This is a genomic window from Streptomyces polyasparticus (assembly GCF_014493765.1).
GTDB classification, from domain to species: domain Bacteria; phylum Actinomycetota; class Actinomycetes; order Streptomycetales; family Streptomycetaceae; genus Streptomyces; species Streptomyces polyasparticus.
Genome location: NZ_JACTVJ010000016.1, coordinates 43,918 through 60,433 on the forward strand (window position 1 = coordinate 43,918; position 16,516 = coordinate 60,433).

Here is a 16,516-nt window from a genome sequence, read left to right on the forward strand (position 1 = left end):
GAAAACAGCCCGGCCCGGGTGCACATGGAGGATGTGCACCCGGGCCGGACCCTTACCGTAGCCGCCGCCGGATCAATCCGTGGCGATGGCGTTCAGGACGTTCATGCGGCCCGCGCGGAACGCCGGGACCAGCGCCGCGAGCAGGCCCACGAAGGCCGAGCCGATGAACACGCCGATGATGGTCGGCCAGGGGATCTCCAGGACGTCGAGACCCTCCAGGGCGAGCAGCCGCTGCGCCGTGGCGCCCCAGCCCATGCCGAGCCCGAGGCCGAGCAGCGCGCCGAAGAGGGCGATCACCACGGACTCCAGGCGGATCATCCGGCGCAGCTGGCGCCGCGACATGCCGACCGCCCGCATCAGGCCGATCTCCCGGGTCCGTTCGACCACCGAGAGGGCCAGGGTGTTCACCACACCGAGGACCGCGACGATGATCGCGAGGGCGAGCAGACCGTAGACCATGTTGAGCAACTGGCCGACCTGGCTCTTCAGTTCCTCCTTGTAGTCCGACTGGTCACGGACCTCGTACTGCGGGTACTGCTTCAGCGTGTCCTTGAGCGCCGTGTACGCCGCGTCCGCCCGGCCGTCCTCGGCCTTGGCGAACATCATCGTGTTCGGCGGGATCCGGTCGGCGGGCAGGTACTTCTCCAGCGTCGCGAGCGACATGTACCGCGCGCCCTGGTCGAAGGTCGAGTCGTCGTCCGTGATCGCGGCGACCTCGAGCTTCGCCGTCTCGCCGCCCTTGAAGGCGACGGTGACGGTGTCGCCGACCTTGACCCCGTACTCCTTGGCGTAGTCCGAACCGACCGACAGGGAGTCGAGGGCGTACGCGTCCGACAGCTCGCCCGCCGTGGTCTCCCGGCGCAGGTCCTTCGGGTACGTGGGATCGGCGGCGATGACGTCGGTCTTCTTCTCGGTCCTGCCGTCCGGCGCGGTCATGGCGACCTCGGCCATCTTGTACCGCGTGACGTGCTCCAGGTCCGGGCTGTCCTGGACGGCCTTCTCGGCCTGCGGCACGATGCGCTGCTGGCCCTGGATGATGAAGTCCGCGCCGACCGACTTGTCGAGCTGGTCGGTGGCCGAGGCCACCATCGAGGAGCCGACCACGGACAGGCAGGCGACCAGCGCGAGGCCGATCATGAGCGCCGCTCCGGTGGCACCGGTACGCCGCGGGTTGCGCAGCGCATTGCGCTCCGCCATCCGTCCGACGGGACCGAACATACGCAGGACCAGGGCGCTGATGACCCGGACGACACCGCCCGCGAGCACCGGTCCGACGATCACGAAGCCGATGAGGGTGAGGACGATTCCGCCGCCCAGCCACATCGAGCCGTCGCCGGCCGTGTCGGCGGTGGCCGCCGTGTACAGGCCGAAGACACCGGCGCCGGTGAGGACGAGGCCGACGAGCGCCCGTACGAGACCCGCCTTGCCGTCCGCCGGGGTGCCGGCGTCGCGCAGCGCGGCCATCGGGGAGACCTTGCCGGCCCGGCGTGCGGGCAGATACGCGGCGAGGACGGTGACGACGATGCCGAGGAAGAGGCCGATCGCGGGGGTCGTCCACTGCACCGTGAGGTCGTCCGTGGAGAGGTTCATGCCCATCGAGGACATGATCTTCATCAGGCCGACCGCGAGCCCGACGCCCGCGCCGACCCCGAGGATCGAGCCGAACACACCGAGCAGCGTGGCCTCGACGAGCACGGAGCGGTTGACCTGCTTGCGCGAGGACCCGATGGCCCGCATCAGGCCGATCTCGCGGGTGCGCTGGGCGACCAGCATCGAGAACGTGTTGATGATCAGGAAGATGCCGACCAGGAACGCGATTCCGGCGAAGCCGAGCATCGCGTACTTGATGATGTCCATGAACTCGCCGACGTCCTTGCGGTTCGCGTCGGCGGCCTCGGTCTGGGTCTGCAGCTTGTACGTGCCGGCGCCGAGCTCGGCCGCCACGTTCTTCTTCAGCTGTTCGTGGGTGACGCCGGGGGCCGCGGTGACCGCGATCTGGCTGAACTCGCCCGTCTTGCCGAGGAGTTGCTTCTGCGCGGTGGCGGTGTCGAAGTAGACGACGGCCGCGCCCGGGTTGGTCACCTTGAAGGAGGCGATACCGGCGATCTTCGCGGTGAAGTCGCCGTTGACGCTGATGGTGCGCAGTTCGTCGCCGAGCTTCAGGCCGTGCTTGTCGGCGGTGTCGGAGTCGACCATCACCTCGGTGGGGCCGCGCGGCGAGTGGCCCTCGGTGATCTCCATCGTGCGGGTGTCGTTCTGCGTCCAGTTGCCGGCGATGGTGGGACCGCCGCCGGTGGAACCCATGTTCTCGTTCGCGGAGTTCACCACCGTCACGTTCATCGACATGACCGCGCCCTCGGCCGACTTGACGCCCTCGGCCTTCTCGACCTGCTCGACCACGGAGGCCGGCAGCGCGTCGGGCCTGCCCGACTGCGGGTCCTCGTCGCCGTCACCGGCGTTCTTGGGGCTGACGGTCACATCGGGCGAGGTGGCCGCGAAGAGCTTGTCGAAGGTGGTGTTCATCGTGTCCGTGAACACGAGGGTGCCGCACACGAAGGCGACGGAGAGCAGGACGGCGATCGCGGAGAGCGCCATCCGGCCCTTGTGCGCGAAGAAGTTGCGCATCGAGGTCCTGAGCACGGTCACGACGTACGCCCCCGCGCGTCGAAGTCCTTCATACGGTCGAGGACCTGGTCGGCGGTCGGCTGGCGCATCTCGTCCACGATCCGGCCGTCCGCGAGGTAGAGGACGCGGTCCGCGTACGAGGCGGCGACGGGGTCGTGGGTGACCATCACGATGGTCTGACCGAGCTCGTCCACCGAGCGCCGCAGGAAGCCGAGCACCTCGGCGCCCGCACGCGAGTCGAGGTTTCCGGTCGGCTCGTCACCGAAGATGATCTCGGGGCGCGCGGCCAGGGCGCGGGCCACGGCCACGCGCTGCTGCTGACCGCCGGAGAGCTGGTTGGGCCGGTGCTTGAGGCGCTCGGCCAGGCCCACCGTCTCCACCACGCGCTGCAGCCACTGCTTGTCCGGCTTGCGGCCCGCGATGTCCATCGGCAGCGTGATGTTCTCCAGGGCGTTCAGCGTCGGCAGCAGGTTGAACGCCTGGAAGATGAAGCCGATCCGGTCGCGGCGCAGCTGCGTGAGCTTCTTGTCCTTCAGGCCCGTGATCTCGGTTTCGTCGAGGTGGATCTGGCCGCTGCTCACCGTGTCGAGCCCGGCGAGGCAGTGCATCAGCGTGGACTTGCCGGAGCCGGAGGGGCCCATGATCGCGGTGAACTGTCCGCGGGCGATGTCCACGTCGACATGGTCGAGGGCGACGACCCGGGTCTCCCCGCTGCCGTACGCCTTCACGACCTGCCGCGCCCGGGCGGCGACAGCCGTACGCCCTCCAGTTACCCCGGGACCGGGGGTGGTCACAGCCGTAGTCACGTGAAGTCGTCTCCTAGGTAGAAAAGCAGCGGGAAAGCAGCGAAAGGCAGCGAGCACATCGGGCGAGGACCGTCTCGGTACGTGCTCAAGTCTGCTGGTGGGAAGGGGTCTTGCGCGCTGAGGCCCAGCGCAGTCTTCTGCTGGGGAAAACCCCACCCCGTGCGCTGCGGCCGGCCTCAGTACCGGCCTGTGACCAGGCTAGGAACGCCCGCACGCCACTTCGTCCTTCAGGAGGACGACCCCTCCCCGATCCGTAGTGCGGACCCACCCCTAGGGGCTCTCCACCCCTCGGTGGAGCGGACATCAGGGCCCCTGCACCCTCCGCCGCGAGCAGCCTCCACCCTCCCCCTGCGTCAGGAGCAAGTGAGAAGGTGTCCCCGTCGGAAATAGATGCAGGGGGAAAGGATCTTCGTGGGTGGGACGCAGGACGACATAGCGAGTCCGGCAGACAGTCACCGCAGGGGCGCGGTGGTCGCCGCCCTCATGCTCTCCATGGCCCTGGCCGCGCTCGAATCGACGATCATCGCCACGGCCGTGCCGCAGATCGTCGCGGACCTCGGCGGCTTCTCGTACTTCTCCTGGCTGTTCTCCGGCTATCTGCTCGCGGTCACCGTCACGCTGCCCGTCTACGGCAAGCTCTCCGACACCTTCGGCCGCAAGCCGGTCCTGCTCGCCGGCATGGTCCTCTTCCTCATCGGTTCGCTCCTGTGCGGCATCGCCTGGAACATGGCCGCCCTGATCGGCTTCCGCATCCTCCAGGGCCTGGGCGGCGGCGCCATCCAGGGCACGGTCCAGACGCTGGCCGCCGATCTGTATCCGCTCAAGCAACGCCCCAAGATCCAGGCCAAGTTGTCCGCGGTCTGGGCGCTCTCCTCGATCGCGGGCCCGGCCATCGGCGGACTTCTCGTCGCGTATGCGCACTGGCGCTGGATCTTCCTGGTGAACCTGCCGGTGGGCCTGCTCGCGCTGTGGCTGGTCGCGCGCCATCTGCACGAGCCGGTACGGCAGGACCGCGGCCGGGGCCGTATCGACTGGGCCGGCGCGCTCGCCGTATTCGCCTCCGGCGGCGTCCTGTTGACCGCGCTCGTGCAGGGCGGGGTCGCCTGGCCCTGGCTCTCGGGCCCGTCGGTCGCGCTGTTCGCGACGGCTGCCGCACTGCTCACGGCCACGGTCCTCATCGAGCGCCGCGCCGCCGAGCCGATCATCCCCGGCTGGGTGTGGAAGCGCCGCACGATCGCCGCGGTCAATCTGGGCCTGGGAGCGCTGGGCCTGGTGATGGTGGCGCCGACCGTCTTCATCCCCACGTACGCGCAGTCGGTGCTCCGGCTGACGCCCACCGAGGCCGGGTTCGTGCTCTCGGCGATGATCCTGAGCTGGCCGCTGTCGGCGGCGCTGAGCCAGCACCTCTATACGCGGATCGGTTTCCGCAACACCGCGCTGATCGGCATCACGGGCGCGGCCCTCGTCCTCGCCGCGTTCCCGCTGCTGCCCTACCCGGGCTCGCCCTGGCAGCCCGCGCTCCTGATGCTGCTGCTCGGCGCCGCGCTCGGCCAGGTCCAACTGCCCCTGATCGTGGGCGTGCAGTCCACGGTCGGCTGGGCGGAACGCGGCACGACCACCGCGTCCGTCCTGTTCTGCCGCCAGATCGGCCAGACCCTGGGCGCGGCGGTGTTCGGCGCGATCGCCAACGCGGTCATCGTCAGCCGCCTCGGCGCGGGCACCGACCTGGACACGGTCGCGCGCACGCCCGGCGACGAAACGGTCCGCCGCTCGATCGACGCCGCCGTCGAGTGGGTGCACATCGGCGCGGCCGCCGCCGCGGTGATCACCCTGCTGCTTCTGCTGCTCCTGGCGCCGCGCCGCTTCCCCGTACTGCCGCAGGAGCCGGCGGCACAGGAGCCGGTGGTGCAGGAGCCGGTGGCGGACGAGGCGGCGCCGACGTCGGACGAGGCCGCACCGAAGGAACCCGAGGAGTTGAGCGGACCGGTCGAGGCGGGGCCGCCCGCCCCGCCTCAACCGCCGCACGGCGCCTAGAGGTTGTCGCCCCAGCCGCCCTGGATCATCGTCTGGAACGCCCACTCGCCGTCGCGCCGCAGCAGGATGTCGGCGTACCGCAGCTGCTGGGACTGGCCGTCCATGGTCATCGTCGAATCGGTGAACACGACGGCCATCGAGGCGGACAGGAACACCGGGGTCCGGGTGGACTCGAAGGTGATGTCCTGGCTGCCGTCGCCCATCACATGGGTCATGGTGGCCACGAACTGCTCGCGGTCCCACTGCGCCGAGCGGCCGTTGCCCGCCGAGTCGTCGCTGACGAGGTTGAGCGGGAAGACCGCCATGTTCGCCATGCGCTCGATGTCACGCTTGCCGCTCGCCTCGTCGTACCGGGCGAACCAGGCGTCCAGGCTTTCGCGGTCTTCGGTGGTCGGGAGGTAACCGGTGTCGGGCAGGAAGGTCATGCACTCTCCTCGGAGTCCGGATACCAGCTAATCAAGTTTGACTAACTGGTCGCGCAAGAGAAGGTATACCGCCTCTCGCGACTAGTCAAACTTGAATACGGAGCCTTCGGCGTGAGCTGCGTCACGCGCCGAAGTCAGGAGATCCCGGGCCTCTGCGGCCCGCCCCTCAGGAATCCGCCCCCGAAGCCGGCCCGGGAACCGTCCCGCCGCCCGAGCTCTCACCCGGCTCGCGCCCGGCCATGCCCAGGGACGCGAGGCTGCTGCGGACATGCTCCATGTGCGCCCGCATCTCCTCGGCCCGGTCCGCGTACTCACGCTCCAGGCGCTGCGTCTCGCGCTCGATCCGCTCCGCCCGCATCCGCGCCTCGGCGATCAGCTCGTCGGCGCTCGCCCGGGCGTCCTCCTCGCAGTGCCGCACGGCCTCCTCGGCCTCGGCGAACTCCCGCTTCACCGCCGACAGTTGCTCCTCGGCCCGCGCCGCGAGCTCGGCATGGCGCGCGTCGAGTGCGGCACGCTCCTGTACGGACGCCTCCTCCGCGGCGGCCCACGCCTCCTCCTGCTCCTTGCCGAGGTCGGTGAGCATCGCCTCCGTCCGCGTGCGCATGTCGCGCAGCGCGGCCAGCGCCTCGCCCCGCAGCTCCTTGACCTCGCGGCGGGCGGCGATGCGCTCGTCGTCGGCGGTGCGCTGCGCGGTGATCAGCGTCTGGCGCGCCCGGTCCTCGGCCTGGCCGCGGAGCTCGTCGGCGTACGCGCGGGCGGCGTCCTGGAGATCGCGCTCGTATGCGGCGGCCTCGTCGGCGAGCCACTGCGCCTCGTCCTGCGCGGCGGCCCGCACCGCCTGCGCCTCCTCCTCGACCGTGAGCAGAATCTCGCGGGCGCGCTCGCCGAGCGTCTCGTAGGTCTGCGGGGCGAGCCGGTCGACGGTGTCCCGCAGCCGGGCGGCCTCGGACTCCATCTCCTTGGCGAGCACGGTCAGGCGCGCGGCCCGCTCCCAGGCCACGTCGCGGTCGCGCGAGAGCCGGTCGACGGCGCCGTCCACCTGCTCGGGGCGGTAGCCGCGGCCGCGTACGGTGCTGAACTCATGAGTCGACGTCGCCGAACGTGCCGTGCTCATCTGGAAGCCCCTCTCACCTGCCGCTGACAACCGATCCGGCGCACATCCTGATGGATCGCACCGAACCACTCATAACGCGACACTCCGCGCACTGAGCTGATCAAGCATGCGTCAATAGGACACAGAAAAGCGAAACGGGATGTACGGGACGCACGGCGGCGTGCGCGCAGACGAAAGGGCCGCCCCCGTCCACGTACGACGGAAGCGGCCCTTCGGCGGACAGGCTGCTACAGCAGCCCGTCCCACATCTGCTCGAGCAGCACCGACCACCAGGTCTCCGGCGACGAGAGCGCCGCAGGGTCGAGGGCGGCGAGCTGGGCCTGGAAGTCCACGGTCCAGCGGCCCGCCTGCTCCTGGTTGAGGCCGTAGCGAAGGCGCCACATACGGCCGAGCATCGCGAGGCAGCGGGCGAACTCCGGCAGCCCGGAGTTCACGAACTGCGGCGGTACGGGGGCTCCGCCCGGACCCGACTCGACCGGTACGGCGACGATGTGCGCCGTACCGTACTGGACGCAGATCGCGCGCCCGAAGTCGCTGCCCATCACGAGATACGAGCCCGCGTCCGAAGCCGGCTGCACCCCGCGTTCCTGCGCCAGCTCGGCCAGCGTCGGCACCGGGCGGCCCGGCTGGGCCTGCGCCCAGAAGAACGGGTTGAAGTCCACCGGCAGACCGGCCCACACCAGCGTCGTCGCGACGACCTCGGGCACGCCCTGACGCGACACCGCGCGCTGGTCGAACCGGAACACGCCCTGCGGCCCGAACGCGCCGGCCAGCTCCTGGCCCACGACGTCGGGACCGACCGGCGGCGCGGGCTGCACCGGCGGCAGCGGCGCACGCACCGGCGCGAGACGCGCGGGACCGTCGGCGACCTGGTGCAACTCGCCCTGGTGGCCCAGGAGCAGCTGCATGCCCTGCTGACGCGAGGCATGGTCCGCGCCGTACGGGGCGACGGTCGTGATCCGCGCCTGCGGCCACTGCTCCTTGATCATGCGGGCGCAGTAACCGCCCGGCAGATCACAGGACTCCAGCTCGGTGTGGATCTCCAGAACCTGGTCCGCGGGCACGTTCATGCCGCGCAGCTCATGGAAGATCTGCCACTCCGGGTGCGGGGTGCCGGGCGCGGAACGGCGGATCAGCTGCTGCTGACTGCCGTCCGGCGCGCGGTAGCTGACGACCACCTGGTAGCCGGGGCCGACGGTCGGCAGTCCGCTGGGCTGCTGCGGATAGCCGTACGCGGGCTGGGGACCGGGACCGGCCGGCTGCTGGACGCCGGGCGGCGGTCCGGGCGGACCGGGCGGCGCGGGCGTGCCGGGACCGCCGGGGCCCGCGAGCATCGTCGCAGCGTGGTGCGCGCCGGGCGGCTGGCTGCCCGGAGCACCGGGCGGGCCCGGGGGCTGCGGGGCGGCGGGACCGCTCGGGTCGGGACCGGCCAGCATCGTGGCCGCGTGGTGCACACCACCGGGCGGGGTGCCGCCGGGGACGCCGGGCGGACCGGGCGGCTGCGGGGCACCGGCACCCGGAGCGCCGGGCGGGCCCGGCGGCTGGGGCGCGGCGGGACCGCTCGGGTCGGGACCGGCCAGCATCGTGGCCGCATGGTGCACACCGCCGCCGGAGCTGCCGCCGGCGGGCGGCGCGGGCGGTCCGGGCGGCTGCGGCCCGTCGGGTCCGAGCGAGGACACCATCTGCGTCGGTACGTAGGCGTTGCCCGCACCGGGCGCACCGGGCGCGCTGGGCGGCGGCGGGGCCGCGCCCGGGCGCGCACCCGGGGTGCCGGGGGCACCGGGCGGCGCGGGCGTGCTCGCACCGCTGCCGCGTGCGGCGCGCGGCGGGGCGGCCTTGCTGGTCGCGGCGTTGGCGATGTCGTCGGCGCCCGCGCCGGGGGCGGCGGGCGGCCGCGGTGCGCCGGGAGCCGCGGGCTGCCCGGGCGCGGGCCGCTGCGGGTGGACGTACGAGGGCGCCGCGGGGGCGGCCGGCGGCGCGGTGCCCTGCGCGGGCGGCGGGGTCGCCTGGCCCGGGCCGCCCGGCTGCTGCGGGTAGCCGTACGACGGATCCGGTCCGTCTATGGCCGGCGAGACGGCGGTCGGCGGCAGCTGGCTGCCGCCCGACATCAGCGCCGTCTTGGCCTCGGGCGCGGCCGCGGGCGGCGGGGTGTCGCTGTCGTCGTCCGAGCCGGACAGCGGCGGCGCGAACATCGTGGCGGGCTGGTCGGCGCCGTTGGTGTCGGTACCGGCCCAGGGCGTCGCGCTCTCCGGCGCGGCGGGCTCCGCACCGCCGGCGCTCGGCCACGCGGTGCCACCGGGCGCCGCGGCGGAACTGCCGCTCTGCGCACGGTCGTTGGCAGGGGCGGGGGCCGGCGTGGGGATCGGTGACGGGGCGGCGGACCCGGACCCCGGGCCCGTACCGCCCGAGGAATCCGAGGAGACGGACGAAGCGGAGGAGGCGGAAGCCGCGGGAGCCGGGGCGCCGGACGCAGAGGGGCCAGAGACAGGGGAGCCGGAGACAGGGGAGCCAGGCGCGGGGGACGCGGACGCCCCCGAAGCAGCACCCGCGGACGCACCCGAGGAAGCCCCCGAGCCCGCCTCCCGCCGGTCCGGAATCCCCATCCGGTCCGCCGCCTCCTGCAGCCACTCCGGCGGAGTGAGCAGGAACGAGGTCTGGTTGAGGTCCACCCGCTCCGGCTTCGCCGGCTCCGCGGTGTCCTGGGCCGCGTCGACGACCCCGTACGCCTCCTCGTACCGCCGGATCACCTCGCCCACCGGCAGCGCGGGCCACAGCGTGGTCTCGCCGCTGCCGCGCGCGATGACGAGCCGCTGGCGGCCGCCGTCCGAGCGCGGACCGTCCTCGCGGTCCTCCGCCCACACGACGAAGCCGAGGTCGAACTCCCGCACCCGCACCTCGCGGTGCTGGTACGCGGGCACATCGCCGTTGATCCACTCTTCCGCGCGCTCCTGCGCCTGCGCGAAGGTCACCATCGGAAGGTCACTCCCCCACCGGGACGGCGCGCGCGAAGCCGCCGTCCACCATCAGGTTGGCCACGGTCTCCAGCTCGGGCGGATTGCCGGCGAGCCGGGCCAGAAATGCGTCGAAGTCCTCACCGCACGGCAGCAGCAGCCGCTGTACGCGTTCGGCGACCGACCACTCGGCCGTCTCGCCGCTGTCCCGCGCGTCGTCGTAGGCGCAGAACCAGACCGAACCGGTCCGCTCGCCCCGCACCTTCACCGCGAGGATGCCGCCCTGCACGAACGCCACACCCAGATAGTCCTTGGTGAGGTGATCGCGCAGACACTTGTTGATGTAGACGAGGTCATTGACCGCGGCCTCGTCGCGGACCGTGAAGAACGGCTGGTCGATCAGGAGCCCCAACTCGGCGTCAAGGGCGGCCCCCACGGGCGCGCAGCCGCCGGCCGCCTTGAGGAACCCGCGGTACGCGCCCGGCAGGCGGTACCCCAAGTCCTCCTCCACACCGAGCAGTTGCTGCTCGGTCACCGCCACCGAGCCCTTCGGCAGACCGAAGTGCGCAGGCCGGGTCTCCTGCAGCGGACGCGTACCGCGCTTGTTCTGGTCCACGTCCGCCGTGGCCAGACCGCCGTGGTGCCGAAGCAGCGCCTTGACCTCGACGGGGACCAGTTCGAGCCGGCGCGTGCCGGGCACGTGGTGCCAGGTCCAGCCGTGCGGAGTCGCCACGGAAGGGATCGTGTCCCACAGCTCATGGCCCTCGGCCGCCATCGCGGCGTTCGCCGACACATAGTCCGTCAGGCGCAGCTCGTCGACACCGAAGCCCTCCGGGGGCTCCGCGATCTCGGCCGCCGCGCGCGCGTACGCGGAGAAGTCCGGGTAGCCGCGGTCGTCCATGCGCACACCTCTGGGGTGCCGGCCCGCTCGCACGGGGTCCGGGAAGTGCACGGTCTGACCGGCGTAGGCCGCGTTCGGCGGCGCGGCCTGCGCCCAGCCTGAAGCACTGGGCGGCGCGCCCTCCCCGAGCCGACCTGTCGTCATGGCGGTTGCCCCCTGCGGCACTGTTCGTACGGCCCATACGTATGGCTTGTCGCGCCCCAGCCTATGCGCTGGCGCAACACCGGTCACCGGGCCTCCGGCACCATGACCAGCTGTCACACAGCCGTGACAGTCAGGCGGAACCGGTTGCGTAACGGAACGGACAATTACCCCGGTGCGGAAGGGACATTTGATCCCGCCTTCCACATCACCCGCCCCATTTGGCAGGCTGGTCACCGCACTCGGGGGAGTGCACGCGAGTACGGGGGACGCGGCCACAGCCGCAGCACGGGGAGGGATGCATCACCAATGCACACCGCACAAACACCACCATCGACACCCAAAGCGGGCGATCCACGCCTGACATGGTCGTCCGAGGACGAACACGCCGCACCGGTCCTGACGCACCGCAGGGACGGCATCCTTCCCACCGTCGCCGCCGCCCTCTCCGTACGCGGTGAAACCCTCACCGCCACCGCCGGACGCGGCGACACGCCACCCGCGCAGCACCCCCTCGTCCAGGACTTCCTCGACACCCTCACCAGCGGCCAGCGCGAGAGATTCACCGGGCGATGTCCCGAAGTCACCCTGATCTCGCGGCACTTGACCGCCCACGAGAGCACCCGCTCCAAGCGCGCCCAGCGCAAGCCGCTCACACCCGGCGAGGCCCGCAAGGCGCTCAAGCACGCCAAGCTCACCACCCGCCGCATCCGCGAGGACGGCGACCCGCTGCACGGCAGCTTCGCCCCGCCCTGCCGCTCCTGCACCGCCCTGATCGCCCACTTCGGCGTACGCGTCGTCGAACCCGAACCGTCCGAAACCCCCACAGGGAACGCCCGTTGATGTCAGCCGACCGCACGTCCACCACACGCTTCGCCATCACGGTCGACGCAGCGCTGCGCGAAGCCGGCTGGCAGCCCGGACGCTGGGACATCAAGCGCGCCGAGTACTGGGCCGACGCACTGCGCTCGCACGTGTCACCCGCAGGACACCGGCACACCGTGTTCCCCGCGGCCGTCGAGGCCTGGGCCGAATTCGGCGGACTCCACCTCACGCCCGGCGGCCCCGGCCGCCAGATCGCCCCCGCCACCGTGCACTTCGACCCGCTGCACGGCCTGCACATGGCCCGCACACTCGGCGACCTCGGGCGCGCGCTCGACACAGAGGTCTGCCCGCTCGGCGCCGACTCCGCCGGCCAGGGCCTGCTCGCCATCGACGCCACCGGCCGCGTCTACAGCCTCGACCACACCGGCGACTGGTACCTCGGCCGCGACATCGACACCGCCCTCACGACGCTGATCTCGGGAGCGATGCCGGGGCGGCTCACGTCGGGCTGAGCCTCGTCCTGTACGGAGAGAGGGCGCCCATCTCGTACGGGAGAGGGCGCCTCGTCTCGTACGGGAGAGAACGCCTCATCTCGTACGAGGAGCGCCCGGCGTCATCCCGCACGGGGAGGCCGGTCAGCCGGCGCCCGGCTCGCGCGGAATCACCGCGGACACCCGGAACCCGCCCGCGTCCGTCGGCCCCGCCACGAACACTCCCCCGAGCGCCGCCACCCGCTCCCGCATCCCCACCAGACCGTTCCCGCCGCTCGGCAGCCGGGCGCCGTCGTCCGCGCCCTCCGGCGAAGGACCGTTCTCCACCTGCATCGCCACCTCGCCCGCCCGGTGCGCGACCCGCACCCGCGCCTTCGCACCCGGCGCGTGCTTGTGGACGTTCGTCAAACCCTCCTGGATCACCCGGTACGCGGTCTGCTCCACCTCACGGGAACACTCGGCAGCCTCGCCCTCCACCAGCAGCTCGACCACCATCCCCGCGGCCCGCGACTGCTCCACCAGGGCGTCCACCTCGGCCAGACACGGCCCCTGCTCCACCTCCGCACGGAACGCGGCCGCCGCGGCCGCCGCACCCACCGCGGCAAGCGGCTCACGGTCCCGCGCGGCCTCCCGGTCGCGCACCGGCTCCGGCGCGGGCTCCGGCTTCGGCTCATGCGCCCGCAGCACCCCGAGCATCTCCCGCAGCTCGGTCAGCGCCTGGCGCCCCATGTCCCCCACGAGCGCCGCGTTCTTCACGGCCTTCTCCGGGTCCTTGCGCGCCACCGCCTGCAGCGCCGCCGCATGCACCACCATCAGGCTCACCCGGTGCGCCACGACATCGTGCATCTCCCGGGCGATCCGCGTCCGCTCCTCGCCCCGCGCCCACTCCGCCCGCTCCTCGGCCCGCTCCGCAAGCAGCTGCAGCTCACGCTCCAGACTGTCCGCCCGCTCCCGCAACGACTCCATGAGCCGCCGCCGCGCACCCACGTACAACCCGAGCAGCACGGACGGGCCGGTCAGCCCCAGCGACATCGTGATCGCCATGAACGGCACGAACCAGCCGCCGAACTGCAGCCGGTCGTGGTCCTGCATCATCCGCGCCCACACCACGATCAAGGTGCCGACCAGCGACATCCCCGCCACACAGACCGTGATCCGGCGCGGCACGTCCGAGGCCGCCAGCGAATACAGGCCCACGACCGTCAGCAGGAACCCCATGCTGGCCGGCGACACCGCGATGGAGATGAGCACCACGGCGATCGGCCACCGCCGCCGCAGCACGAGCGTCGCCCCGACGAGGACGCCGACAAGCACACCTATCCCGACCGGCAGCCCCCCACGCTGCGCGAACGCGAACCCCTCCACCCCGCACTCGGCCGCGGACAGCACCGCGAGCCCGATATCGAACACGGCACTGCGCCGCCGTCCCCACCACCACAGCCCCCCGGCCGCTTGGTGGTGCACTTCCCCCGTCGTGGTCATACCGACCAGCCTACGGGCGGGCCGGTCCGCTTTTCCGGTGAGTTTCCGGTACGGCGCACTAGGCGGCGGATCCGGGAACGCAAGGCAAACACCCCACTTTCCCTCGAACAACTGAACCGCTCACACTTTCGACCCGGACGTCCGCATTCCGGACCACGATCACCACATGACGGAAATCACCAGCAAGTACGCCGACTTCGAGGGACTGCGCGAGCAGGCGGTGGCCCTCCGCCGAGAAGGCCTCAGCCGCCGCCAGATCCGCGACCGCCTCCACGTCGACAACAACGACCTCCTCAACCGACTCCTCGAAGGCGAGCCCGCACCGGAGTGGACGAAGCGGCCGAACGCCAAGGACGGCCTGAGAGCCAAGGCCCGGGAGCTACGGCTCCAGGGCTTGACGTACGACCAGATCCAGGTGGAGCTGGGGTGCTCGAAGAGTTCGATCTCGCTGTGGGTGCGGGATCTGCCGAAGCCGGAGCGGACGCGCACCCGCGAGGAAGCCTCCGCCATCGCGAGGCGGGGCTGGGAGGCCACGCTGGCGCGACGCGAGGAGGAGCGGCAGGAGACAAAGCGCGTCTCCGCCGGGGAGATCGGCGCGCTCAGCGAACGAGATCTGCTTCTCGTCGGAGCTGCCCTGTATTGGGCGGAGGGAGCCAAGGACAAGTCGTATTCGCGTCGCGAGAAGGTGCTGTTCGTCAACAGCGATCCGGGAGTCATCAAGGTCTATCTCGCTTGGCTGAAGCTGCTCGGCGTGGCACCCGAGAACCTCAGATACCGCGTCATGATTCACCTGACAGCCGACGTGGAAGGCGCCGAGCAGTACTGGGCAGACCAGGTGGGCGTCAGCGTGGACGAGTTCCAGAAGACCACCATCAAGAAGCACAACCCGAAGACGATCCGTAAGAACGTCGGCGAGAACTACCGGGGATGCCTGGTGGTCGGGGTGCTGAAGAGCGCCGAGCTCTACCGTCGCGTCGAAGGCTGGTGGAACGGAATCGTGCTTGGCAGCGATGGCGACTCCGGTATCCTCTGATCCAGCAATCCGCCATGGTGTAAGCGGCAGCACAGGGTCTTTTGGTGGCCTTTGTCCGGGTTCGAGTCCTGGTGGCGGAGCAACGCTCGGGACGGGTCCTGACCAAGTGGTCAGGACCCGTCCTCGTTTCACGCCAAGTAAGCCCCGGTATCCTGCGGATGTCCCCCCGCACAACATCCGAAGCCGAAGGGCATTCCCGTGAGCGCCACAAGCCCGGCAGCCGTCGTCGTCCTTGCAGCGGGTGAGGGCACCCGTATGAAGTCGCGCACCCCCAAGGTGCTGCACGAGATCTGTGGCCGGACCCTCGTCGGTCACGTGGTCACCGCCGCTCGCGAGCTCGCCCCTCAGGAGCTCGTCGTCGTGGTCGGTCACGGGCGCGAGCAGGTCGCCGCGCACCTCGCCGAGATCGATCCGGCCGCGCGTACCGCCGTACAGGAGCAGCAGAACGGGACCGGGCACGCGGTGCGCATGGGTCTGGAGCCGCTGGGCGGTTCGGTGGCCGGCACGGTGATCGTGGTCTGCGGTGACACCCCGCTCCTGACGGGTGCGACGTTGAAGAAGCTGGCCGAGACGCATGTGGCGGACGGCAATGCGGTGACGGTCCTGACGGCGGAGATGCCGGATGCGACGGGCTATGGCCGGATCGTGCGCGACGGGGTCTCGGGTGCGGTGACGGCGATCGTCGAGCACAAGGACGCGAGCGAGTCGCAGCGGGCGATCCGGGAGATCAACTCCGGTGTGTTCGCTTTCGACGGCCGGCTGCTCGCGGATGCGCTGGGCAAGGTGCGTACGGACAACTCGCAGGGCGAGGAGTACCTCACGGACGTGCTCGGGATCCTGCGGGAGGCGGGGCACCGGGTGGGCGCGAGCGTGGCCGGTGACCACCGGGAGATCGCGGGGATCAACAACCGTGTGCAGCTGTCGGAGGCGCGCCGGATCCTCAACGAGCGGCTGCTGACCGAGGCGATGCTGGCGGGCGTGACGGTGGTCGACCCGGCGTCGACGTTCGTGGACGCGACGGTGACGTTCGAGCCGGACGCGCTGATCCACCCGGGTACGCAGCTCCTCGGCTCCACGCATATCGCGGCGGGCGCGGAGGTCGGCCCCAACTGCCGCCTTACGGACACGACGGTCGGCGCGGACGCCCGGGTGGACAACGCGGTGGCGTACAGCTCGGAGATCGGCGAGGGCGCGAGTGTGGGTCCGTTCGCGTATCTGCGTCCGGGCACGAAGCTCGGTACGAAGAGCAAGGTAGGCACGTACGTCGAGACGAAGAACGCGACGGTCGGCGAGGGCACGAAGATCCCGCACCTGTCGTACGTGGGTGACGCGACGATCGGTGACTACACGAACATCGGTGCGGCGAGCGTCTTCGTGAACTACGACGGGCAGTCCAAGCACCACACGACGGTGGGGTCGCACTGCCGGACCGGTTCCGACAACATGTTTGTGGCTCCTGTCACGGTCGGGGACGGCGCGTACACCGCTGCGGGCTCCGTGATCACGAAGGATGTGCCGGCCGGTTCGCTGGCCGTCGCCCGTGGCCAGCAGCGGAATATCGAGGGCTGGGTGGCCCGTAAGCGTCCGGGAAGTGCCGCCGCGAAGGCCGCGGAGGCGGCTTCGGGTGAGTCCGCCGGCGAGAGCTGACGGAAAACAGGTGCGCCTCGGGCGGCGTACCGTGATAGACG

The 16,516-nt window shown here is 71.3% G+C and carries 12 protein-coding genes and 1 tRNA gene; 6 read left to right on the plus strand and 7 right to left on the minus strand.

The window, feature by feature from the left end; all coding sequences use genetic code 11:
* Positions 1 to 72 precede the first annotated feature (72 nt).
* Together H9Y04_RS29945 and H9Y04_RS29950 are read right to left on the minus strand one after the other, a co-directional pair.
* Positions 73 to 2,646: an ABC transporter permease gene (locus H9Y04_RS29945; RefSeq protein ID WP_187817219.1), complete on the minus strand. Its 2,574-nt coding sequence runs from the start codon at positions 2,644 to 2,646 to the stop codon at positions 73 to 75.
* Positions 2,643 to 3,431 carry an ABC transporter ATP-binding protein gene (locus H9Y04_RS29950; protein ID WP_187817220.1) on the minus strand — a complete coding sequence of 263 codons (789 nt, stop codon included), beginning with the start codon at positions 3,429 to 3,431 and terminating at the stop codon, positions 2,643 to 2,645. The genes H9Y04_RS29945 and H9Y04_RS29950 overlap by 4 nt, the downstream gene beginning before the upstream one ends.
* Before the next feature lie 390 nt (positions 3,432 to 3,821).
* Here H9Y04_RS29950 and H9Y04_RS29955 point away from each other — a divergent pair, with 390 nt between their 5' ends.
* Positions 3,822 to 5,465 carry an MDR family MFS transporter gene (locus H9Y04_RS29955; protein ID WP_187817221.1) on the plus strand — a complete coding sequence of 548 codons (1,644 nt, stop codon included), beginning with the start codon at positions 3,822 to 3,824 and terminating at the stop codon, positions 5,463 to 5,465.
* Here the strand turns inward: H9Y04_RS29955 and H9Y04_RS29960 are convergent.
* The 4 genes from H9Y04_RS29960 to H9Y04_RS29975 all read right to left on the minus strand — a co-directional run bounded on the left by H9Y04_RS29960 (position 5,462) and on the right by H9Y04_RS29975 (position 11,000).
* Positions 5,462 to 5,890: a DUF4440 domain-containing protein gene (locus tag H9Y04_RS29960; protein ID WP_187817222.1), complete on the minus strand. Its 429-nt coding sequence runs from the start codon at positions 5,888 to 5,890 to the stop codon at positions 5,462 to 5,464. The genes H9Y04_RS29955 and H9Y04_RS29960 overlap by 4 nt on opposite strands.
* A gap of 166 nt (positions 5,891 to 6,056) precedes the next feature.
* Positions 6,057 to 7,004, minus strand: a complete 948-nt coding sequence (locus H9Y04_RS29965) for a DivIVA domain-containing protein (RefSeq protein ID WP_187817223.1) — start codon at positions 7,002 to 7,004, stop codon at positions 6,057 to 6,059.
* Between the two features lie 227 nt (positions 7,005 to 7,231).
* On the minus strand, positions 7,232 to 9,976 hold the full coding sequence (locus H9Y04_RS29970) for an SUKH-4 family immunity protein (protein WP_187817224.1): 2,745 nt from the start codon (positions 9,974 to 9,976) through the stop codon (positions 7,232 to 7,234).
* 7 nt (positions 9,977 to 9,983) lie between these two features.
* On the minus strand, positions 9,984 to 11,000 hold the full coding sequence (locus tag H9Y04_RS29975) for an SMI1/KNR4 family protein (RefSeq protein WP_187817225.1): 1,017 nt from the start codon (positions 10,998 to 11,000) through the stop codon (positions 9,984 to 9,986).
* A 306-nt stretch (positions 11,001 to 11,306) separates the two neighbouring features.
* Between H9Y04_RS29975 and H9Y04_RS29980 the strand changes: the two genes are divergently transcribed.
* On the plus strand, positions 11,307 to 11,840 hold the full coding sequence (locus H9Y04_RS29980; RefSeq protein WP_187817226.1) for a YwqJ-related putative deaminase: 534 nt from the start codon (positions 11,307 to 11,309) through the stop codon (positions 11,838 to 11,840).
* Positions 11,840 to 12,334 (plus strand): SUKH-3 domain-containing protein, encoded by a 495-nt coding sequence (locus H9Y04_RS29985; protein WP_187817227.1) that lies wholly within the window; start codon positions 11,840 to 11,842, stop codon positions 12,332 to 12,334. The genes H9Y04_RS29980 and H9Y04_RS29985 overlap by 1 nt, the downstream gene beginning before the upstream one ends.
* A 123-nt stretch (positions 12,335 to 12,457) precedes the next feature.
* On the opposite strand, the gene H9Y04_RS29990 is transcribed toward H9Y04_RS29985, so the two are convergent.
* Complete coding sequence (locus H9Y04_RS29990) at positions 12,458 to 13,795, minus strand: sensor histidine kinase (protein ID WP_187817228.1); 1,338 nt, start codon at positions 13,793 to 13,795, stop codon at positions 12,458 to 12,460.
* Positions 13,796 to 13,961: 166 nt separating this feature from the next.
* Here H9Y04_RS29990 and H9Y04_RS29995 point away from each other — a divergent pair, with 166 nt between their 5' ends.
* From H9Y04_RS29995 to glmU, 3 genes are all read left to right on the plus strand, one after another.
* Positions 13,962 to 14,828 carry a hypothetical protein gene (locus tag H9Y04_RS29995; protein ID WP_187817229.1) on the plus strand — a complete coding sequence of 289 codons (867 nt, stop codon included), beginning with the start codon at positions 13,962 to 13,964 and terminating at the stop codon, positions 14,826 to 14,828.
* 8 nt (positions 14,829 to 14,836) lie between these two features.
* Positions 14,837 to 14,908: transfer RNA gene (locus tag H9Y04_RS30000), tRNA-Gln, on the plus strand.
* Between the two features lie 118 nt (positions 14,909 to 15,026).
* Entirely contained in the window at positions 15,027 to 16,475 is a 1,449-nt protein-coding gene (glmU, locus tag H9Y04_RS30005) for a bifunctional UDP-N-acetylglucosamine diphosphorylase/glucosamine-1-phosphate N-acetyltransferase GlmU (RefSeq protein WP_187817230.1), read from the plus strand.
* Positions 16,476 to 16,516: the final 41 nt, after the last annotated feature.